Origin of the sequence: Candidatus Kaelpia aquatica (genome assembly GCA_030765335.1) — a bacterium.
Lineage (GTDB): Bacteria > Omnitrophota > Gorgyraeia > Kaelpiales > Kaelpiaceae > Kaelpia > Kaelpia aquatica.
Window position 1 is genome coordinate 1 of the sequence record JAVCCU010000030.1, and the last position, 23,471, is coordinate 23,471.

Consider the following 23,471-nt stretch of genomic DNA (forward strand, 5'->3'; position numbering starts at 1 on the left):
TAAAAATAGTAAATGCCGAGACCCAGAATCGAACTGGGGACGCCAGGATTTTCAGTCCTGCGCTCTACCTACTGAGCTATCTCGGCATGAAACAAAATTATAACATAAATGTAAGATTGGTCAATTTGAAACTACTCTAGTGTCAAGTCAAAGTTAAAATATCACTTTTTACTAATAAACCAACAGTGATTATTTTCTTTTTACTATTTTTGTTAATAAACATGCTTTCGTGAATAATTAATATATTTTATTCTGACAATTTTGGACTGCACCCTTACAACTGGACAAAAAGTAAGTTATAATAGCTGACGATATACTCAAGTTGAAGAGCTATAAGCAATTACATCCGGATTTAGCTCTAAGATAGATTGAAAAGGATTCTGACTATTTAATTCGCAGAGATAAGTCTTATGGTTATATTTTTTTGCAATGGCTGAGAGAAAAGACAAACCTCTTGGAGCAATAAAATTCTCACTTTTAAATAAAAATAATATTTTCAATCGTAAATATCAATACTTACAATATTAACTCAATATCTCTTCTCTATCCAAGATATCAGGGCTAGGAGAACTCAAAATTCTTTTAGCCTCATCAGCTCCTTTTATCCCAGAATAAAGCATAGCTCCAAATGTAGGACCCATTCTGGGAACACCGTAGACTGTAGCTACAGCCATACCTGCAACAATCAAACCCGGATGAACCTCGCCAGTCTGTTCAACAATTAAATCCTCAGATTTCTCAACCCACATAGCTCCTTCACCTTTTATCTCTAATAATCCAAGTTTTGCTAATTTGCTTGCTACGCATGCATCATGACCGGTAGAATCTATTACCAACCTAGACTCTATTGCAATAGGATCTACACAACGCACCTGCTTAGGTAAACTTCCTACTGCGGCCCAGTTAATGACTATTCCACCAACTTTATTATTCTTTCTCAGTACAAGATCATCAAACTTGACAAGATTTAATATTTTTAATCCAGCGTCACAAGCGCTGGCAATTAAGCGTGAACAGACATGTGGACCATCTACTGTAAATAGGCCAGGCTCTGCCTCTTTATAAGGAACTCCTATCTCTTTTAAAATTCTCTGAGAAGGATCGCGAAAAGTGACAGTATTCATAAAAAACCCACCCATCCAAAATCCTCCACCAAGATAATTGTTAGCTTCTATTAGAAGAGTTTTAAAACCTTCTTCTGCTAACCTCTTGCCAGCCATTAAACCAGATGGACCACCGCCCACTATAATTACGTCTGACTCTATATAATTAGATAGAAATTCGTTGAATTCCTTGACTATAGCTCGACTTATTTTTGCCTCAGATATACTACTAAACTTAACCATTAATTTCATCTCCTAAACTACATGCTAGCAGTAGTAAGTCATACTTGCCATATAAGAAATGGCGGAGGCGAGAGGATTTGAACCCCTGGTCCCGTAAAGGACAACGGTTTTCAAGACCGCCGCATTAGTCCGCTCTGCCACGCCTCCATATTAACGAACTATTGTTAAATTGTAATAGAAATGAGGAAATATGCAACGGAAAAGATATTCATATTATAAGATGTAAAATAGTTTATGTCCAAATAGCGCCCAGAATAGAGGGTAGTATAAAGAATTGATGGTAATACAGGTAAGTCGCTAAATGGTTTGTTTTAAAGGGGAAAATATGGGAGGAATAAAACTTATCATTTAATCTGGATGAGGTAAACCAAATAATGATAGATTACCATGATTTGCTATAGAATAATCAAACAACATCTGATAATATTCTGAATCTATAACATCTTTTTCGTATCCTAACTGTGAAGGTCTCGCCCAATCAGGAACAAACCCCAGGCCTGCAATTACTTCAATATCCTTAACAGAAATATCTTCAGATTCACCAAAATGATTCATTATGTTATCTTCATGTTGGAGACTTGCCATTAAATAGGCTATTAACTCATTAAGTATACCTAAGTCATTTCCTTCTAAATGACTATAGAGTTTTCTTTTAACAATATTTTGAAAAAATTTACTATGTTGTGTCTTGAAATATTCTATAGCCCCTTCTAATTTATCTTTCGCCTTCTCATATAAAGCTGCAAATCTTGAGTGTGTAATTTCATGAAGTAAGATGCTTCGATTTTCATATTCCGACAATCTATAAGCACCATCAGCAACATGATTAGTATCAGGATGGTAACTAGCACCAGCTTCCCCGCTAGATAGGGAATATGTATCTAACCCACGCAACAGTGCTAAATTTAACTCCTGAAATACTAAAAATACAAGAAAAGGATTTTCGAAACTCACTATCTGGTCCATAACATTTTCAAAATCTTCAAAACTTAAATTACTAGCTAGTTTACGTTCTAATTCGGGATGTAATAGAAGTCTTAATTCAAATTCAAATTTCAAGGTTTCAAGAGAATCAGAATCAATATCACTATTAATCAATGACTGCACTTCCACTTCAAGGTCACCAGCTAAATCTGAATCATCTGAATCAAGAGAATTGACATCGACATAAGAACTATCGGCATACCCCATGTACTCTGGAGTAACTTCGGATACCAACACTCTATCAACCTGATATCCCCCATCAGAGTTTCTGTATTTAACTAACATTTGGAGGTTCCAAGATACGCCATGATCATATCTTATTCTTAGATAATCCTCACCATTTATCTTGATATACTCTACTGTTATTCTTTCAGAATCTTCCGTTATATTCCGCCTATTAAACTGGCCTATGTGCCTAGTTAACGTTCTAATAAAACTTGCTTCTCTACTTTCAGCTTCTGATTTTAATCTTGAAATTAATTCTTCAAACCAATCTACACGTTGGTCTTCCTTTTTTACAGCATTAGTTATATTTTCAATGTCAGCATTGAAGTTTCTGGTAAGCTCTTCCACAGATGAAGATTCTGAAATACTTTTTGGAAACAGATATCTAAAAGCTACATTTAAACCAGCAGTTACAACATCCTTGCTATGACTTAATTCGCTTTGAACAGTTCTTAATCTTGATTTTAAATCACAGTATTTGTCTTTAAGCGTCTCAAATGCTGCTTGAATATTTAAAGATGTACCTACTGCCATATTCAGAGAAGCATTTTCGACTAAAGCAGGAATAGTATATCTTAAAAATCCATATATACGGCCAAATCCAGGTATTAATAAAAGTCTATCTATATTTATATTGAATAATTCATAGCCTGGTTCATCTATTTCTAATTCAAGTTCAAAAGAAAACGGATTAAAATTATTATCTGCTGTAGTAACCCCAAAACCACCACCTGTTTCTTCTGCTACATCTTCAAAAATTTCGCATGCAAAAGCCATAACCTCATCTCTTATTTCTTCAGGAACTTCTTGTTCAACTAAATTAGTGATTGCTCTAGCTGCTTCTTCGCCGACTAGCTCTTCTAGGCGCTGAGAATTATTTTCAAAAGATTCATTTGTTCTCATTCTACGTAAAGATAAATTATAATTTATACTAGAGGTTGCACTGCTTGCCTCATTAGAAAACATAAGAATAAAACAGATAATTGCAACTAGACTATTGATTAAAGATATAACCCTTAATTTAATCTTCTTTACCTTCATTAGAATATTCTTTTTAAAAGTATACCATAAGTATACCACGCCCCTTACCGCTTGTCAAACACTGCTCTTTTTTGTGTCCATATTGTGACTAGAATACAGCGCAATACAGGGTAATACTCGGAATTGGTGGTAATACAGGTAAGTCAATAATTGTTGATTTTACAAGGGGATTTATGTAACTACCTATCTTTCAAGATGTTGGGAATTTTGACCTGTTCGGTTTTCAAGACCGCCGCATTAGTCCGCTCTGCCACGCCTCCGAATTAATTAATAAACAATAAGACTTAAGCAACGAAATATAGTTTATAAGTAATGATATGAGAATACAAGTAGAATTTAGTTAAGAGTTGCATACTAAAAACTAAAGAAAATTTTGAGCAAGGGAATTTTAATAATCAAGAAAATAGAGATGTATCAATATTCAAAATTGCTTTAAAAAACATATAGGGACAATTAAAAAGAAAAAAAATCACTTCCGTATAAACATTTTACCCGAAACTATATCTTCTAAAATTGAATTATAATTTTTTATCAAATCTCGATATTTATCTTCATCGACAATGCTTACCACCCTTTTAGCTATATCATTACAAAAATTACAATTTTTACAAGACATCAGGTCACATCTTTTATTAAAAAAATGCTCTAAAAAACCATCTAAAGACTGATTATTGATATAAACAGGAACCTTAGTAAGTATATTTTTAAATTTATAAAGTTTCGATATATTAACTTGCTGAGGACGAAAAAGATATTTAATAATCTTTATCCATTTAGAGAGAGATTTTTGATTTGAATTACTACCTCCTGTTGCAGAAGAAAAACTTCCCAAAATATCTAAAAGATTACCATTATACGATTTCTTAATATAAGCATCCGTAATTAAAGCTAATCTTTCTGTAGGCATTTCTCTGTCCACTAATTTAAACTCGTTATATCCAATATCTTCATAGTAATGTATATCTTCAGGTCGAATCCAATCGTTTTTTATAAAATATTCTGGCTCACAAAGTTGTTTTGCCCGGCAATATAAAGAACAATAATCTACAAAGAAACCTCGCAATGAATGTTTAGATTGCGAAGCATGGGAGAGTAAAACTGTATGATAAATATAAAACGGACAATTATATATGCATCCATTATTCACAATCAACTGTAAGCTACAGGCAACATTTTTTCTTATTGCTTTCAGCAATTCGAAATTACGGTTAACATCCTGATGAGCCAAAGTGATACGATTTGCCCCTAAATCTTCCCACAGCCTTGCTCTTTCTACAGAATTAACCTGCGCCATGGTGGAAACATATACTTTCAGTTTTGGATATTTTTTTTTAATCAACTGCAGAAGATAAGGAACAGTAACTGTCACAGAATCAACATTTATTTTTACAAGCCAATCTAAAATTTTTCGAATTTGTTTTTGCCCTTCTCTTGTAAACTCTTTATTATCTAAACATACGGCATTTAAAAGATAATTGAACTCTGATCCGCCTTTTCTTATTTCTTTAATATGTTCTTCAGCCTTTTTTACTGCAACTTCAGGGATAGCCAACAACGATCTCCCTCCTCCTACAAAATCTTTTGTTAATTTTCCATACACTTCTTTTACTTGAGGCCTAATAATTTCAGGTAATATTTTTTTTTGCCAATTGGTAGGAACAGATAAATTCATTTTAAGAGACTAGATTAGTTATTCACCCTATAGGTACCTGAAGGTTAATACTATTATATCGTATAAACAGCAAAAATATTACTTTGCCATGCAGCAAGTGTAATAGAGGTCATAGCTAGTGAATTTAAATCAACCGCAGGAAGTTTTACTTCATCAATCATTATATGTAGACCAGGTCTTCTATAAGAAATATCCTCAATAGATCCTGGATTAATTATTGCTTGCCACACAAACAACCATAGATTATAACGGAAAACATATTTTAGTAACCCAAAATATTGTTTTTTCTCAAAACAATAATTTATCTTTTTTAAATCTTCAACGGAAATAAGTTCCTTAAAACTCTTTTGTTCCACGTTTAAATACACAGAATTTCTGTACAATGGAAAATTATTACCAATTTTATTTAAAACTAAATTTAAATTATATCTTAATAAATTAAATTCATAAAAATATCTATGTTCAAGAACACCGTTGGTTAATTTGTTTAATATGCTTATTAAATCAGCAGAATTCAACTGAGCAGAAGTGGGAAGTTGATACCAACCGACAGACATACAGGGGGTAAATATAAACCCTTTTATAAAATTGTTATGCTCCAAAGCAAAATCTAATAAGCTTTTAACTTCTTCTTCATTGATATTACGAGCAACAGTGACTGAAAGCCACACTTTAATCTTGCCAGATCTTTTCAAATTATTTAAGGCTTCAAGTTTTGAATAATGACAAGTAGAATCCCCTCTTAAGCGTGTAGCAATATTCTCATTAAGGCTATCGATAGACAAAAATATTTTTTTAACACCAGCTTTAATAAGCTTATCTACATAATTTTCATCAGCAAGCTTAATTCCATTTGTATACAAAATAGGTACATTCCCAGACAACTTAATCACTTTAATTATATCAAATAGATCATCCCTTAAAGTCGGTTCTCCTCCTAAAAGAAGAATTTTTTTATTTTTCCCAATCCGAGATAAAATCTGTCGTATGGTTTCAAGGCTCATTTCATCAAAGCTAAAACCCCCTTCTTCATTCTGAGCATAACAAACTTTACAAAACATATTACACCGATTAGTTATGGCTAAAGCAACATTTGAACTTCGTTTTTTAATATTTCTCCAGTTATTTTCATTTATAGGAATCCTTAAATCTTCATAATCAAGTATGCTAGTATCTAGCTTCGCATAGTTATTACAAATTTTCATCTGCATTTCTCACCTCCTAATTGACTTTATCACTCAATTATAGTTTATCTCCATTTTCCATACAAATTCAATCAAATTCGTAAATAAATAAACCTGCTTGATTTTATATAAAATTTATCACTTTGCTTTAACAGGACATTGTTTACACATAAACACATCTCTTCCCTGAGGAGTAATTAAATATTTAATTATTCTACCGACATTACTCCAATTACTTTTCTTTAATTTACACCACATCTCTTCAATACTCTCGTTATTTATATTCCCCATAAAAGTATTTTCTTGTTTTAGGCAACAAAAATGAATATCGCCGCTTGGAAAAGCAGTTAGCATAAAACAATTATGCTTTAAAATAAACTTTTTAATTTTTTCCAAAATAATGCTTGGACTTAAAAATTGATTTTGGCTTAAAAACAAACTTTTTATTTCAATAATATCTTCAACAGAAATCATTTCACTTATCTCCAAATCTTCTGCATTCCCTACAGGCATAACTAACTTAAACGAAACCTTGGGATTAAATTCACGTATTATTGTAAGTAAATCTGGAAAATATTTTTTCAACCCTTTGCTGTACCGAATAGCCAAATGAAACTTCATGTCTAAATCTTTTAGAACCTTAAAACAGTTATAATAATTGCTAATTGGTATATGTTCCAAATGAAATGCATCAAAACTGATAAATATTTTTCTTATCCCATATTTGTTTTTTAATATATTCAATTTCTCATATGTCTCTTTATTATCCTGAGCCCAGAGACATGAAGTAATAATTGAAATTCTATTAGAGGAATAGTATTTTTTAAGTTCTCTAACCGCATATAATAATTTATTAAAAACAGTAAATGGCTCACCACCTGAAATTCTGACATTTCTTACACCAATATTTTTAAACGATTTTGACAAAACTGTTATATTTTCTTTAGACATATCGCATTTATCCAACTTCCCATAAACACAAAAAGAGCAATTTGCAGCACATCTTGTTGTAATAAGCAAGTCTCCAAATATAAAAGGAAATAATTTATAATAAAATATACTTGAATAATGCAATACTTTCTGTATTTTAGATGTGCTCATTCTAATATCAAAATTAATCACTCAATTCACTCCTTTTCTTATATGTAACAAGTACAATTAGTTAGATTTACTTGTAGTATCAAACAAGCTTACTATAACACCATCAAACTCTTGCTCTTGAATTTTTGGGTATCGCTGTTCAAACCAGCTTTTAACCGCTAACGATTCAGGATCTAGCTCTCCCTTTCTATCCCAGGAAGACGAAATAACCCAAACTCTGTCAGGGGATGGTGACAAAAATTCTTTTGATAAATTTATTATAGTCTTATTCCAGCTTTTCTGCGGCTCTATTAATTCTTTTAACACGTATACATCCTGAGAAGATGGTATATAAAAAAAGTAGAAAATATTTTCCTCACCCCAGTAATAAGGAATAGAGCAATTCACGCTCATGCTAGAAAAACCAACTGCATCGAACTTTTGCAAATTATTTTTGATATAATTTACAATCGGCTTAAAAGGCTCTTTTATATAGTTCCCATATCCAGCAGAAGTAACTGTAGGAGCTGGGGCATAATTCTTATAATAATTTAAAATAGAAGAACCACACAAAAAAAGATATAACAAAACAAGAATTTTTCCTACGTTCTTTTTTCTAAATAAAATAAATCCATAACTAAGCATAGATAAATAAAATGGTAAAAATATTATCATTTTTCTTATTAGGTATACCGATCTAATTTGAGAGACTAAAAATATTAAAAAAATTGGAATAAAAAATAGAATAAAAAAATTTAGCACTGCATTTATTTTTTTTCTATCATGGATAAAACAACTCAAAATTAGAAAGGGTGTAATGATTCGCGCAGCTAAGTAACTTATATTGTAACTATTATATCCTACATTAATAACATCCCAGGTGCAAATCAAAGTTTTTAATGAAGGTTTATTTATCCAGAAATTATCTTTTCTAAGCACATTTATTCCTTCTTGCATAATCATTAACAACCAAGGTAAAAAAAATAAAAGGCTCACCATCCAGCACATTATTACTTTAGGAACTAAACTCCATTTTTTCTCTAAAAAAAGAATGATTAATTCAGGAATAATAAGCAGAACTATAAAATAGCTGGAATACAACCCTAAAGTCGTACTAATGATAAATAAAATCCACAAATGAATTTTGTATTCCTTTTTTAGCAAAGAAATAAAAAAATAAATACTACAAATAGAAAAGAATGTTGCTAGCGCTCCTCCTCTGGCTTCCTGAGAATACCATATATGCATAGGAGAAAAACTTAAAAGAACAGCAGAAATTAAACCTATATGTTTGTCAAAAAGAAGAGTTGTGAGTTTATAGATCCCAAAAATGCTTAATAACCCAAAAAACATTGCTGTAAATCTGAAAATAAATTCCGACTTTTGGAAAGCAAAAAGCAATACTGATGTGACTAATGAATAAAGCGGCGTCGAATCATCGCCGCTTATAGATTCGCTACCGATAGCTATATGCGCAGTCAAAGCCTCATCATACCAGAGGTCATTAAATCCCAAATGATATAATCTTAGAGTTAAAGCTACAGTTAATATGAGTAATAACGGTAGGTACTTTTTTATGATTCGATACATATTATAAAAATATAGAAATAAACCATACTGTTCCAGAGAATAACCCAAACATGCGAAATCTAAACCTTGTTTTAAAAGTTATACCTTTAAAAAATATTTCTCCAAGCATGTACAATTGGAATATAGATAATGCCATAAAAGCAACCATATTAATTATTCTAAACGTACATAGATATACGCTAACCCCAATACCCAAAATACTAAAAATCATGCAAACATAATTAATTATTTTTTTACCATAAAAAACAGCACTGGTATTAATACCCGCAGAGACATCTTCATCTATGTCTCTTACCTCATGTACAAGCTGCATAATTCCAAGTAACAAAGTGAGTAACAAAAAAATTGAAAAAGATCTTAAATCAAAATTGTCAACTTCAAAATACCCTATTAAAAAGATCTGCGGAAAAGCCAACATACAACATAAGGTTCCGATTATAGGAATCTTTTTAAAACGAAAAGGTTTTACAGAATATATTATTTGTAGTGCCAAGAACAGAGCAAGAGGTACCCATTGCTTGGATGAGATAAGATGTCCACATATTATTAACAAAACTAATGGATATATAAACAATATAGATTTTTTTTCATGGTCAGTAAAATCATTCAAAGCATAAATAAAAGCTAGAGCAAAAGAACAAATTAATAAAGTAAAGACCCCAATACCAGCTGTTTTATCGGCTATTAAAGTACCTAGAATAATAAATCCTAAGTGATAAAGCCAATCATGAATACGATATACATCTATTTTGTCAATTTTCCTATTAATTGAAAATATTCTTTCCATTTTTGATAAATATTAACAAATTAAAGATAGAAAATCTACTGTCTTTTTAGAGCACTTATTTCTTGAATATTCTAAATTGCATCTATAAATAAGTATACCTTGATATGGAAGTCCCTTTAATCCGTTTTAATTCATATTTGCAGTAACTAATATGAATAAAAAATTTTAATTAATCTATAGCTAAAAGAAACTACCTGATATTTTTTTAAAAACAAAATAAATTTTATACAATCCGAAAAAATCTGCTTTTCCTATAATGATTGCTTTATACAACTCTTTTACCAAATTCTCTCGCTGTATTCTAACTGCCATTTTGCGCAATAATTTAACACCCAAATGCAATAGTTCATTTTTTTACTATTCCAAAACTCCATTAATTTAATTCCATCTTTCAATCCTATTCTATTCTGAATATCCTGCGCAAGTTTGGTCTCAGGAAAAGGTTGGAAATTAAAAAAATGTGTAACAGAAGGAGAAAGCTTTTTTATATACCAAACACTTTTTCTAACAGTATATTCTGTTTCCTCATAACAACCTATAATCATATAAATCAACGAGGCTATGCTATATCTTTTTAAATAATCTAGAGCTTTTTCAATATTTTTATTGGTTATTTTTTTGTTGTAAACCCGACTACGGATATCTTCATCGCCAGATTCCACTCCAATGCCTACCATTATGCATCCTGCTTCAGATGCAAGTTTAGCCCATTGATTAGTCATTTTATCTGCTCGAATATGGCAAAACCACTTTATTTTTTTATACAACCACGATTTCTTATAAAGTGAGCAGAATTCGTAAAACCAATCGATATCCAACCCAAAATTATCGTCCACAAAGTCAATGCACCGAAACCCTTTATTCCAAAATCTACCTGTTTCCGTCTCAATCTCTTCAATTATACATTGAGGACTGCGCAGTCTAAAATATTTTCCCGGAAAGTTTTTTCTGATTGCTGGAGAAGAAACAAAAGCTACAATCATACAAACAGCCTCTTGAAACTACAAATGGTAGGGATGAAAAAGCTGGTTTTGATGTATTTAGAAACACCAAAAATATCTCTTTTAGGAAATGGCAAACTATCTAAATCGCCTTTAAAAGGCCTTGACTCATTTTTTATGATCTCCTGATTATTTTTTTTATACCAAATTCCTTGAACAAAAGGCTCCTCGTCTTGCTCTAATCTATCTAAATACTCTAGAAATGCTTCCTCCCCTTCTCCAACACAAACTGCATCCACTCCTGAATACCTTAACATCACTTCGGGCAACAAAGTAGAATAAATACCTCCAAACATAATCAAGATAGAAGAATGTCTCTGCTTAAGAAATCTTGCAATCTCTACTGCGTAATCAATATTGGCACTGTTTACTGAAAAAGCAGCTACACCAGGTACATCATTTTGAACTTCACTTAAAATAAATTTTTTATAATTTTTGGCACAAAATGCCAAATCTATAAGCTGGACTTTATGTTTTATAGAAACAGAACTAACAGTATATGGCAGCCCTAAATATAAATACGGATAAGGGCTTTGTGGACAATTAATTAAACTTACTTTCATTGATTTCGAAACATTCCAACAAAAAAATCAATTTTATTTGCAAAATTATTATAAAATTGACGCGAAAAAATTCTTTTTATACTTCTTGCTGGCGAAAGATAAAACGCTTTATATGCTTTATTTAGCATAGTAAATAATTCTTTTTTTGACAATGATTCTTCCCATACAGGAGGAGAAAAATTTTCAAACGGATTTAAAACAAAATTTTTCCAAATATCATCGGAAAACAAGCCTCTTTCTACAGCTAAATCATACAACTTTGTATCAGGAAATAACGTCAATATGGAAAAAATTGCATAATCCGGTTTTAATTTTCTAGCAAAATTTATAGTTTTTGCAATATCATTGTGGGTTTTTTCATGCGGGCAGCCAATCATAAAATAGGCTAAAGATAAAATTCTAGTTTTTCTAGTTAAATAAAATGCTCTTTTTGCTTCTTCTATTGTAATGCCTTTATTTAAAATACATAGCCCTTCATTTGTAGATGTCTCAACACCGTAATTAATAGCTCTGCACCCTGCCCGTTTAGCTAAAAATAGCATTTTTTCTTCAATATTGTTGACTCTTGCTCTAAAACTCCAGCTAATATTTAAATTCCTATTCAAAATCTCTTCACTTATCTCAATTACTCGTGAAGGAGTAATATTAAATGTTTCATCATAAAAAATCAAATAATTAAAACCCTGATGTTTACATTCTTCCATCTCATCAACAATATTTTTTACTGAACGGAGACGGTATACTTTTGGAAAATTACTGCAAAATGCACAATTAAAAGGGCAGCCTCGACTGCTAATGATAAACGCGGAAGATTTTACGCTATTTTGAAATTTTAAATACGATTTATCTAACTTTATTACCGAGCTTCTATCCGGGAAAGGTAACGAATCTAGATTTTCAATTAATCGAGTTTCATCTGAAAGATCAATATCTATTTTATCTTTAGTTATCAGACCTTTAATTCCTGACAAATCAGCTTTTTCTTCTAAAGCATCGCAGAGCTCTAATAATGCTTCTTCACCCTCTCCTAAAATTACAGAATCAATGCAGGAAAAACTAAGAGATTCTCTGGGAAACATGCTAGCATGGACTCCTCCTAAAACAACGTGAATCTGGGGTAAAATATCCTTAATTAATTTTGCCAATGAAATCATATCTATCCAATTAACCGTATAGCCAGTAATTCCAATTAAATCGGGTTTATAAAATGATAAAAAATCTCTGATTTTCAAAACTGAAGCACTATCTTCTTTACTACAATCCAATACTTCAACTTTATGTTTAGAATTATACTGCAGATAAGCGGATAAATATAAAAGCCCCAATGGCATAGAATATTTCTCCCTTGCTATAATAAATTCGGGCAATTGAGAATAAATCATATTTTCTAGGGGAGGATTGATTAGCAATATTTTCACTATTTAGAAAGTAAGAATTGCTTATTCTAATAACAATTCGTTTTTTACTCTATAGAGAGTATCTTTTTCATAGGGATTCTGTATATATTTTTCAGCTCTTTCCAGAGACTCAAACGCTTTGTCTTCCTCCCCTAGCTTCAGATATATTTCAGCCAAAGTGATATAACACAATCCTTTTTCGGGGTTGATTTCAATAGCTTTATTAATCAATTTAAAAGCTTTATCATATTCCATTTTTACTTTATAACACTCAGCCAAATTGTTATAAACACTTGAGTCTGAGTAATCAGGTTTAATATCTAGCGCTTTTTGATACCATACAATAGCACTTTCATATTCACCTTGAATAATATATATATTACCCACTTTCTTACAAAAAGTATAATTACTAGGGTCTAATTCCAGCCACTTTTTAAATTCATGCTCAGCCAAAAGGAATTCCCCCTCTTCCACAAATATCCTTCCTAGCTCTAAATTCTTTTCAACTTCACTATTACCTAATTCAGGATTTTCTTCTCCAAAAACAGGTAGAGAGTAACACACAATGAACAACATAATAACTACTGTATATATAGATATAATTTTCCCCATCATTCACCTCCTATTACAATTATTTTAAAACAAAAACTTTAAAAAATAAACATATAGTTTCCATAAAAAACATTAAAAATCCCGCTTAAATAAAACCAATAAAGATAATCTCTTATTAATATTCCAAAATCTATCTTAGATAATCCATCTTTTGCCTTTCGCCTTCAAGATATTATTCTATGAAACAACCACTGTGAGCAAGTAATTTATCAATTTATAACTGCTGTACCACCCATATAAGGACTTAAAGCGCTAGGTATTGAAAAAGAACCATCTTTCTGCTGATAGGTTTCAAGTAAACATATAATGACTCTGGCAAACGCAAGGCCAGATCCATTAAGAGTATGAGGATACACCATACTACCGTCTCTTCTTTTCAACTTAATATTAGAGCGTCTAGCCTGAAAATCAGTGAAATTAGAGCAGCTCGACACCTCAAGCCAACGTTCTAACCCAGGAGCCCAGGCCTCTAAATCATAACATTTAGAAGCTGCGAAAGAAAGATCCCCGGTTGATAATACTACAACCCTGTACTTTAACCCTAAAAGCTGCAATACCTCCTCAGCATCTTTAGTTAGTTTCTCATGTTCATCCCAAGAAGATTCAGGAGTAGTAATCTTTACCATCTCAACCTTATCAAACTGATGTACTCTAATTAAACCTTTAGTATCTTTACCATAAGACCCTGCCTCTTTTCTAAAACAAGGAGTATAGGCCGTATAATATATAGGTAGAGCGTCTTCGCCTAAGGTCTCTCCTCTATGTATATTTGTTACAGGGACCTCAGCCGTAGGAATTAAGAAATAGTCTTCGCCTTCTAGCTTATACATATCATCTTCAAGCTTAGGTAACTGTCCTGTAGCAGTCATACTATCTCTATTAACAAGCAGAGGTGGCCAAACTTCACGATAAAGATGTTTTTCAGTATGCAAATCCAACATGAAGTTCATCAATACTCTAACTAATTTAGCACCCAAACCTTTAAATAGAATAAAATTAGAACCTGTTATCTTGGTAGCTCGAGAGAAATCTATAATATCAAGATTTTCTCCAATCTCAACATGGGTTAAGGGCTTAAAATCAAACTTTTTACTTTCTCCCCACTCTCTAACTACTTTATTAGATGAAGCATCCGGTCCAACTGGAACTGAATCATGAGGAATATTAGGGATATTCAATAGTAGTTCTTGCACCTCTTCTTCGATTTCTCTTAATTCCTGCTCTTTAAAACCTATCTTATCAGAGAGCTCTTTTAGCTCTTTTAATTTACCATCTATACTTTTGCCTTCTTTTTTTAATTTCGGAATCTGTTTATTCTCCTTATTATGTTTATGTCTTAAATCATCAACCTCTTTTATGATCGCTCTTCTTCTCTCATCTAATTCCAAAAGATTGTTTATATCTAATTCCATGTTGCGATTTTTCAAAGACTCTCTTATTAAATCGCTATTTTCACGAATGAATTTTAAATCTAGCATGCAACCTCCTTTTTTTCAAATCTATATCTACCCTTTAATAACACCTAAGGGTCTCATCTTGCAAACTTTCTTTGATATTCCAGCCGAGACAACAACATTAACAACTTGATCTATATCTTTATATGCATCAGGCATCTCTTCAAGTAAGGTCTTCTTACCTCGAGACAGAACAAATATTCCTCTATCTTTAAGCTCTTTACTAATAGACCTATTTCTACCTTTTTTAATCGCTTCTGTTCTAGACATAACCCTGCCTGCTCCATGGCAGGTTGAACCAAAACTCTCTTTCATTGCACGTTCAGTTCCAAGCAAGAGATAGGAGGCTGTACCCATATCTCCGGGTATGATTACAGGCTGACCTATATCTTTATAATCTTCCGGTATCTCAGCATGATTAGGTCCGAATGCACGTGTCGCACCTTTCCTGTGAACACATAATGTCTTCTCCTCTCCATCTACAATATGTTTTTCAAATTTTGCAATATTGTGAGCAACATCATATACTAAATTGAGCCCTAAAGAACTCCGACTTTGATTAAAATATTTTTCAAAAACAGCCCTTATTAAATGAGTAATATATTGCCGATTAGCCCAAGCATAGTTAGCAGCACACCTCATAGCCCCGATATAATCTTTAGCTTCGCTAGAATTAATTGGAGCAGAAGCAAGTTGTCTATCTGGAATATTTATATTATATTTGCTAACTGCCTTAACCATAGTTTTTAAATAATCATCGCAAACCTGGTAACCAAAACCACGAGAACCAGTATGAATCATTATTGTGATAGCACCTTTCTTTAGCCCCAGGCTATCAGCAGAAGGCTCGTCATATATTTCAGCTATCACCTGAATCTCTAAGAAATGATTTCCGGAACCAAGGGTTCCGCACTGGTCTCTACCTCTCTCGTATGCCCTATCGCTCACTTTATCAGGATCTGCTCCATCTATCTGACCGTTCTCTTCGCAATATGTTAGATCTTCCTTTACCCCGAATCCTCTCTCAACAGCCCATCTTGCACCCTTTATTAAAAGATTTCTCTCCTCCTTTTTGGACAATACAAGATCACCTTTTGAGCCAACTCCTGCAGGAACAGAAGAATAGATAGATGAAACCAGGTTAGTAATTTCTTTTTTAATATCTTCATACTCTAAATTTGAACGCAAAAGTCTTAAGCCGCAATTAATATCATACCCAACTCCGCCAGGTGAAATAACACCGCCATTATCAGGATCGGTTGCTGCAACTCCTCCTATTGGAAAACCATACCCCCAGTGAATATCGGGCATAGCCAGAGAGTATTTTACTATTCCTGGGAGATGTGCAACGTTGGCAACCTGCTTAAAAGCTTGACCGTCTATAGCTTTATTAAACATATCCTCAGTAGCATAGACTATTCCTGGAACCCTCATACCTTCCTGATAATCTCTAGGTATACGCCACCTATAATTATCTACTCTTTCTATCTGAGAAGTTATCATTGTAAAAACTTATTTAAAAACAGCTCCTGTAGACGCAGAGCTAACCAGTTTAGCATAGCGAGAGAGCCAACCTTCTTTCACTTTTAGTTCTGGGCTACGCCATTTCTTTTTTCTCTCTTTTAGCTCTTTATCCGAGATCAAAAGGTTTAACTTGCCTTTAGGAATATCGATCTCAATGACATCACCCTCCTGAATTAAAGCAATAGCGCCACCCTCCTGGGCCTCTGGAGAGACATGTCCGATGCAAGGTCCACGAGTACCTCCTGAGAACCTGCCATCAGTTATCAAGGCAACATCATTGGCTAAACCCATACCATATACAGCTGAAGTCGGAGCTAACATCTCACGCATGCCGGGACCACCCTTAGGCCCTTCATATCTTATAACAACCACCGAACCTTTCTTTATCTTGCCATCTAAAATAGCCTTATTTGCAGCCTCTTCAGAATTAAACACCCTGGCCTTACCTTTAAACTTAAGCATCTCCTTAGATACAGCCGCCTGTTTAACAACTGCACCGTCTTGTGCAATATTACCTTTTAATATCGCAATACCACCCTCTTTAGAGTAAGCCTTTGCTATTGGCCGTATAATATCATCATCGAATATCTCTGCATTATCTAAAATCTTATGCACCGTATAGCCTGAGGTAGTAATATTGTTTTGAATCGACTTTTTAAGCCTCTTAAGAACAGCCGGTATACCACCTGCTCTATGTAGATCCTCCATCATGTAATCTCCAGCTGGCCTAAGCTTACAAATATTAGGGGTCTTCTTACTTATTTGATCAAATCTATCCAATGACAATTCCACTCCTGCTTCATGGGCAATAGCTTTAAGATGCAGAACCGTATTCGTTGAGCCGCCTAAAGCCATATCAACTGCTATAGCATTATCAAACGACTTACTATTCATTATATCTCTTGGTCTTATATTTTTTCTTACAAGCTCTATAACTCTTTCGCCGCTATCTCTTGCAATTCTTACTGCTTCAGCAGATACAGCTGGAGAGGTAGCACAGAAAGAAAGGCTCATTCCTAAAGCCTCCGTTAAACAAGCCATCGTATTTGCTGTATACATTCCCTGACATGAGCCAGCTCCAGGACAAGCACGGCACTCTAGCTCGGTAAGTTCATCTTTAGGCATATTACCTGCTTTATATTGACCTATAGCTTCAAAAGTATCACGAACTAAAGAGAGTCTCTTACCTTTATAATTACCGGCAAGCATAGGCCCAGCCGTCACAACAATCGCAGGTATATTAATTCTGGCAATAGCCATTAGCATACCCGGAGTAATCTTGTCACAATTAGTGAGGCAGATCAGGCCGTCAAGCTGATGAGCATTAGTAGTGCTTTCAATCATATCTGCTATCAATTCACGTGATGGTAAAGAATATTTCATACCGCTATGCCCCATTGCAATTCCATCACAGATACCAGGCACGCTAAAATAAAAACCTACGCCGCCTCCAGAGAATACACCCTGCTCAATTGCACGCTCTAAGACACGCATATTAACATGCCCTGGCACAAGATCGGTAAAACTTGAAACCATTCCTATGAAAGGTTTCCTCCAGGCAGTTTTAGATATTCCTGTTGCATAGAGTAATGCTCTATGTGGAGCTCTTTCCACACCTTTTTTTATTTTATCACTACGCATTCTTGCCTCCTTTTATAAATTTATTATCTAAAAACAATAACAGCTCTAAAGTTATGGATAACAAAAACAGTTTAATAAATTACAAATAAATTAAAGGTATACTCTATCTTTAACCTTACCTAAACCACATAAAACTTCATAGGGAATCGTATTAGACAACTCCGCTAACTCTTCAATTCTTATCTCTTCAGTTCCCTGTTTTCCTGTAATTACAACCTCATCACCTATTTGAGCATCTTCAATATCCCTTAAATCAACCATTGTCTGATCCATGGAAACTCTACCTAAAATAGAGACTCTTTTAGACCTCAGAAGGACTGAACCTCTATTTGAAAAACTCCAAGGAATACCTTGACTATAACCTACAGGAATAATTCCTATTTTCATATCCGACGAAGCTTTATAGGTACAGCAATACCCTATAGAATTGCCTTTTTTTACAGTCTTTATCTCTATGAGACGAGTTTTAAAGCTCATAGCTTGGGCTATCTTAATTCTGCTTTTTACTCCTGAATCAGGATATACCCCATAAAGAATCAGACCTGGCCTTACAAGATCATACCAGAGAGAAGGCATGCGTAAAGTTGTAGAGCTATTGGCCAGATGAGACACAAAACTATAACCATGCTCCTTAAGAAGATCTCTTGAATGTTGAAATCTCTCTGCTTGTAACCTTGTAAAATCTATATCTTCAGCATGTGCAAAATGAGTAAAGCAGCCTTGGACATCAAGATGCTTAGACTTAAGAAGAGCCTTTAACAGGCTATCACTCTCCTCCCATCCTACGCCCAGCCTAGACATGCCCGTATCAATCTTGATATGCACTGGTATTTTAACACCCAGATGCCGAGCTTTTTCATCGAATAATTCCAAAAACTCAATACTATTAATGGCTGGCATGATACCTTCTTCAATTATAAAACTTATATCCTCATCCCCTAAAGGATTAGAGAGAAAGAGGATAGGCTTATCTATGCCGCACTCTTTAAGTTCAGATGCTTCGCTTAAACTGGATACCGCAAATATATCTATTAATTCCGATAAAGCCTCGGCAGTTTCTCTTATGCCATGCTCATAAGCATTACTCTTTACAACAGCAATAATTCCGACTTCTGACTTTAAAAATTTTCTTAAATTTGCAGCGTTAGACCTTATGGCATTTAAATCTATTTCCAACCAACATCTATTAGATATTCTATTTTTTAAATTTATCTGCATATCTTCTGCTATTTAATATATTATCTTCTTATCGTACACTCTTTAGGATAAATATAAAAAGGCTTTAAATCAAATATATTCTCCCTCTCCCCTTTATTCCAATCGTGAAAAGCCAAACTTACTATATGTTCAGGCTTTATGATCCAGCTCTCTTTTTCTAGAATATTTAAATTACTCCCTATATCAGGATAGACTTCCTTCAGCACATTAACTCCATCCCCCAAAATAATATCCACATCTTTTAATCTATCTCCAGCTTCTTCCGCAGATATTAGAACATGTTCGCTAACTCTTTTAAAACCATCCTCACCTCTTCTATATTTAGAAAAATAGATATTGCCCCTCCTACCGTCCATTAAAGAGGCAACTATATCACCTTCAACAGAAGACGCATTCAAGGCTAATAGATCCAAAGAGTTTAAAGCCACCGCATCCTTATCTAAAGCATAAGCAAGAGCCTTAACTGCTGTAACAGCTATCCTTATTCCAGTAAAGGAGCCTGGACCTACAACAGCAGCAAAACAGCTTAAATCTTTAACTGTCACCTCGCCTTCCTCTAACACCGCATTGATATGCCCGTATAATAAAGCTGTATGCTCACGAGGATTTTCCAATGATAGACTAGAGACTAACTTGCCATCTTTACCCAATCCGATATTCAATCGGTCTGAAGAAACATCTATCCCAAGAATAAACATTTTAACTAAAGAACTATCTCCTTTAAAAATTTTACGTTATCTGTATCAATCTCTATGAATCGCTGCTTATCTTCAGCTAGCAGCGCTATCTTTACCAGAACATCTAGGGTCAAGACATCTTTAACTTTTTCCGCCCACTCTATAAGAACAATGTTATCTTTAGAAAAGTATCCATCCCAATCAATTTCAAATATTTCATCTTTATTGGTTAATCTATAAAGATCCATATGAATGATAGGGAACTTGGCTTTATATTCCTGAACTAAAACAAAAGAAGCGCTGGCTACATTTTTTGGATCATATCCTAAGCCTGCTAGAATACCTTTTATAAGAACGGTCTTACCAGAGCCCAGCTCTCCCTCAAAACCAACTACTACCCCAGGAGAGATAGATCTTGCCATACTCTTACCTAAACTAAAAGTCTCTCGTTCAGAATTAGTATAAATCTTTTTACTTGAAATGGTCATAACCCTCCACTTTAACCTTTCTCATCCGCCCTGCCTCTTGAATAAGAATCCCTCCTCTCTTCTCTGTAATATTACCTATAGACCTAACTTTAAGACCGCAGCCTGGAATAGAGCCTGGAATATTACTCTTCCCTGAAGCAGTAAATAACAATTCAAAATCTTCCCCTTCTCTAACTGCACTGCTAAAACTAGCTGCTCTAGCTGACAAGGGGATCAATCTTTTATCTAAAATAGCACCTTTATCAGAAGCCTTACACAGTCTACTAAGATCTAAAATAAGACCGTCTGTTATATCTATCATAGAATTTATCTTAAAATTGCTACTCAACCATTGAGCCTCTTTTAATCTTGGATTAAATTTATAATGCTTAGAAGAAGAAGCAGCTCCTCCTATAGTGCCTGTAACATAGATAGCATCACCGACCTTAGCTCCAGACCTAGTAAGCAAGTAAATGCTCTTAACCTTACCCACCATAGCAATGGCCAAAAAAAGAGAGTTACTTTTAACTGTATCTCCACCCACTATCTTTATGTCATATTTTTCAGCTATATTTTTTATTCCCCTATAAAGTTTTGATACAAATACCTTGTCCAATTTTTTAATCCCAAGATTTACAACTGCATATAAAGGCTCTCCTCCCATAGCAGCTATATCTGATATGTTCACAGCCATAGCCTTACGGCCTATATAATAAGGGCTTAATCTATTCTTTATAAAATGCCTGCCTTCAATAATGGTATCGGTTGTAAAGAGGAGCTTCTCACCTTTTTTATATGGCAATACCGCAGCATCATCTCCAATACCTATAAAATCTCTGCCGCCTTTAAACAATGATGATAATAAAGCTGCTAATCTATCCTCATTCATTTAAAACCTTCTTGATTCTTTCTTCAAAAGGTCTCTCTATTATTCCTTTTTCAGTTATTATAGCAGTTACAAACTCAGACTCAGTTATATCGAAAGCCGGATTTTCAACTTTAGTACCAAGAGGTGCAATATTAACTCCGGATATCTTGAGAACCTCATCGGAGCCTCTTCTTTCGATAGGGATATCCTCTCCTTTATTTAGAGATAGATCGAAACTGGTCGAAGGAGCTACAACATAGAAGGGCAGTTTATGCACCCCCGCAAGTCTGGCTAAAGAATAAGTACCTATCTTATTGGCAAAATCACCGTTCTTAACTATTCTGTCGGCTCCGACAAATATCTTATCTATTTTCTTCTCTTTCATTAAAAACCCAGCCATACTATCAGTGATTAATTTATAATCTATACCTGCCTCTTTTAATTCCCAGCAGGTCAACCTGCTTCCTTGAAGCAAAGGCCTTGTCTCATCTACATAAACGGAAAATTTCTTTCCTCTCTCTTTAGCGCTAAAAAATACAGCCAGAGCCGTACCGTAGCCCCCTGTTGCAAGTCCGCCAGCATTACAATGCGTTAGAATGTTGTCCCCATTCTCTATTAGCTCAGAGCCTAAATCTCCTATTTTGTAAGATTGCTCTATATCCTCTCTCCATATAGATAACGCATCATTTTCTATAATATCTATCAATTCAATCAAATCTCTACCTCTATTCTTATTAAAAACTCTTTTGATTCTCTCTAGCGCCCAATATAAATTTACTGCTGTGGGCCGAGATTTAGATAACACCTCTATTGCAATCTTAATTTGCTTCTCTAATCCTAAAATATCTTTAGGCATACCATATTTTATGCTTAGAACTACTCCAAAAGCAGCCACAATTCCTACTAGAGGTGCACCTCTAACATACATCTTTTTAATTAGATTATAGACTTCCTCTAGGTTATTTGCGCTCACCCAGGATATCTTATCGGGAAGCAGTCTCTGGTCTAAAACCTCAAGACAACTTCCATCCCATCTTAAATGTTCTATATGAAAACTCCTGCCATAGAAATCTTTAAAATCCATCATACCCCTACGTATCTCCTCCAAAGAAATATCAACAACAGTATAAAGCCATTATGTAAGACATGTGCAAATATAGGACACCATAGAGAGCCTGTCTTCTCGTAAAGATATACAAATAGAAAAGCTAAGGCTAATATGGGAAAGAAACCTATGATATTCATATGAAGAAACGCAAACAATAAGGATGAGATTAAAAGCGCCTGCAATCCTCCTATTGACTTTTTAAGAACAGTGTATAGCAAGCCTCTAAAAAACAACTCTTCAACAAAAGGCCCGATGAAAACAACAAAGAGAGAAGTTAAGGTTAAGATAAGCGGGTTCTTTTCAAAGAGAAGAAAGAAGAATAGCAACTGCGGGGAACTTGCTTTCTCATATTTGCCTAAAAATGTCAAACTTAAAACCATAACTATAAAGAGCAGAGGGATAAATGAAAGATAACTTGATAGTGCTATCTTAAGAGGATAGAGCATATTTTTAAGCCCTACACCTATTGCAGCCAAACCTTGCTTAAAGTACTTCTTAAGCCAATATAAAACCAAAACAAATATTGTAACATCTAAAATAAATGAGTTAAAAAGATTAAAAACTATATACTCTCTTTCGGTCGATATTTTCATAAAAAACCCCAGCAGTTCATCTGAAACAGAGAAAACTTGAAGCCAGAATATAACCCAGACTAATATTTTAAGAAAATCTTTCAGACTCCAAAGAGGAGAAGGAGAGAAATTAACTCTCTTTATGAGAGGCTTTAAGGTTAATAATCTATAGACTTGGATTAAAAACATAGCTAAACAAATGGACGCAAAAATCAAAAATATTAAAAAAATCGGAGATCCGAAAACAGCTTTCAAATCTAAAAGCTTCTCTTCGCTTAAGGCCAACTTCTCTTCCCATGCTTGCCTTAGAACTAAAGCCTTAGAATATAGCTGACCAAGGTATATTCTCCTTGGTATAACTGCTTCAAAAAGAGATATTACAAATGTAGAGAAAAGTATAAAGATATAAAAACCAAACTCATCGACAAAATCCTTTAAACCTCTCTTAAAATCCATAATA

General features: G+C 33.8%; 20 protein-coding genes and 2 tRNA genes. All 22 read right to left on the reverse strand.

Translation table 11 applies throughout. The features are described from left to right. Positions 1-13: 13 nt before the first annotated feature. Positions 14-86 (reverse strand) — tRNA-Phe (locus P9X27_05075). 438 nt (positions 87-524) lie between these two features. Then, on the reverse strand, positions 525-1,346 hold the full coding sequence (locus P9X27_05080) for a sulfide-dependent adenosine diphosphate thiazole synthase (protein ID MDP8253751.1): 822 nt from the start codon (positions 1,344-1,346) through the stop codon (positions 525-527). A 59-nt stretch (positions 1,347-1,405) separates the two neighbouring features. Further along, positions 1,406-1,493: transfer RNA gene (locus P9X27_05085), tRNA-Ser, on the reverse strand. A gap of 201 nt (positions 1,494-1,694) precedes the next feature. After that, entirely contained in the window at positions 1,695-3,596 is a 1,902-nt protein-coding gene (locus tag P9X27_05090) for a hypothetical protein (protein MDP8253752.1), read from the reverse strand. 469 nt (positions 3,597-4,065) lie between these two features. Further along, a complete protein-coding gene (locus P9X27_05095) occupies positions 4,066-5,268 on the reverse strand; it encodes a U32 family peptidase (GenBank protein MDP8253753.1) in 1,203 nt (400 codons plus the stop codon). Positions 5,269-5,321: 53 nt separating this feature from the next. Next, complete coding sequence (locus P9X27_05100; protein ID MDP8253754.1) at positions 5,322-6,479, reverse strand: radical SAM protein; 1,158 nt, start codon at positions 6,477-6,479, stop codon at positions 5,322-5,324. Positions 6,480-6,590: 111 nt separating this feature from the next. Continuing rightward, the gene (locus P9X27_05105; protein ID MDP8253755.1) at positions 6,591-7,553 is read right to left on the reverse strand and encodes a radical SAM protein; all 963 of its coding nucleotides are present in this window, start codon (positions 7,551-7,553) and stop codon (positions 6,591-6,593) included. A 57-nt stretch (positions 7,554-7,610) separates the two neighbouring features. Beyond that, positions 7,611-9,014 (reverse strand): glycosyltransferase family 39 protein, encoded by a 1,404-nt coding sequence (locus P9X27_05110; GenBank protein MDP8253756.1) that lies wholly within the window; start codon positions 9,012-9,014, stop codon positions 7,611-7,613. 109 nt (positions 9,015-9,123) lie between these two features. Further along, positions 9,124-9,909 carry a UbiA family prenyltransferase gene (locus P9X27_05115; protein ID MDP8253757.1) on the reverse strand — a complete coding sequence of 262 codons (786 nt, stop codon included), beginning with the start codon at positions 9,907-9,909 and terminating at the stop codon, positions 9,124-9,126. A 278-nt stretch (positions 9,910-10,187) separates the two neighbouring features. After that, positions 10,188-10,892, reverse strand: coding sequence for a radical SAM protein (locus P9X27_05120; protein ID MDP8253758.1), 705 nt, complete (start codon positions 10,890-10,892; stop codon positions 10,188-10,190). Next, the gene (locus P9X27_05125) at positions 10,889-11,473 is read right to left on the reverse strand and encodes a cobalamin-dependent protein (protein ID MDP8253759.1); all 585 of its coding nucleotides are present in this window, start codon (positions 11,471-11,473) and stop codon (positions 10,889-10,891) included. The genes P9X27_05120 and P9X27_05125 overlap by 4 nt, the downstream gene beginning before the upstream one ends. Next, positions 11,470-12,855, reverse strand: coding sequence for a radical SAM protein (locus P9X27_05130; protein ID MDP8253760.1), 1,386 nt, complete (start codon positions 12,853-12,855; stop codon positions 11,470-11,472). The genes P9X27_05125 and P9X27_05130 overlap by 4 nt, the downstream gene beginning before the upstream one ends. A gap of 57 nt (positions 12,856-12,912) precedes the next feature. Continuing rightward, the gene (locus tag P9X27_05135) at positions 12,913-13,482 is read right to left on the reverse strand and encodes a tetratricopeptide repeat protein (protein MDP8253761.1); all 570 of its coding nucleotides are present in this window, start codon (positions 13,480-13,482) and stop codon (positions 12,913-12,915) included. A 209-nt stretch (positions 13,483-13,691) separates the two neighbouring features. Then, positions 13,692-14,960, reverse strand: coding sequence for a serine--tRNA ligase (gene serS, locus P9X27_05140; protein MDP8253762.1), 1,269 nt, complete (start codon positions 14,958-14,960; stop codon positions 13,692-13,694). 27 nt (positions 14,961-14,987) lie between these two features. Next, positions 14,988-16,439, reverse strand: a complete 1,452-nt coding sequence (locus P9X27_05145) for an RtcB family protein (protein MDP8253763.1) — start codon at positions 16,437-16,439, stop codon at positions 14,988-14,990. Between the two features lie 9 nt (positions 16,440-16,448). Then, entirely contained in the window at positions 16,449-18,101 is a 1,653-nt protein-coding gene (ilvD, locus tag P9X27_05150; GenBank protein ID MDP8253764.1) for a dihydroxy-acid dehydratase, read from the reverse strand. A gap of 90 nt (positions 18,102-18,191) precedes the next feature. After that, positions 18,192-19,319 (reverse strand): alanine racemase, encoded by a 1,128-nt coding sequence (gene alr, locus P9X27_05155; protein MDP8253765.1) that lies wholly within the window; start codon positions 19,317-19,319, stop codon positions 18,192-18,194. 20 nt (positions 19,320-19,339) lie between these two features. Further along, a complete protein-coding gene (tsaB, locus tag P9X27_05160) occupies positions 19,340-20,017 on the reverse strand; it encodes a tRNA (adenosine(37)-N6)-threonylcarbamoyltransferase complex dimerization subunit type 1 TsaB (protein ID MDP8253766.1) in 678 nt (225 codons plus the stop codon). 5 nt (positions 20,018-20,022) lie between these two features. Continuing rightward, positions 20,023-20,484, reverse strand: a complete 462-nt coding sequence (gene tsaE, locus P9X27_05165; protein ID MDP8253767.1) for a tRNA (adenosine(37)-N6)-threonylcarbamoyltransferase complex ATPase subunit type 1 TsaE — start codon at positions 20,482-20,484, stop codon at positions 20,023-20,025. Beyond that, positions 20,468-21,352, reverse strand: coding sequence for a thiamine-phosphate kinase (gene thiL / locus P9X27_05170; GenBank protein ID MDP8253768.1), 885 nt, complete (start codon positions 21,350-21,352; stop codon positions 20,468-20,470). Before thiL ends, tsaE begins: the two co-directional genes overlap by 17 nt. After that, complete coding sequence (gene mtnA / locus P9X27_05175; protein ID MDP8253769.1) at positions 21,345-22,418, reverse strand: S-methyl-5-thioribose-1-phosphate isomerase; 1,074 nt, start codon at positions 22,416-22,418, stop codon at positions 21,345-21,347. The genes thiL and mtnA overlap by 8 nt, the downstream gene beginning before the upstream one ends. Next, on the reverse strand, positions 22,415-23,467 hold the full coding sequence (locus P9X27_05180; protein ID MDP8253770.1) for a type II CAAX endopeptidase family protein: 1,053 nt from the start codon (positions 23,465-23,467) through the stop codon (positions 22,415-22,417). Before P9X27_05180 ends, mtnA begins: the two co-directional genes overlap by 4 nt. Between the last annotated feature and the right edge of the window lie 4 nt (positions 23,468-23,471).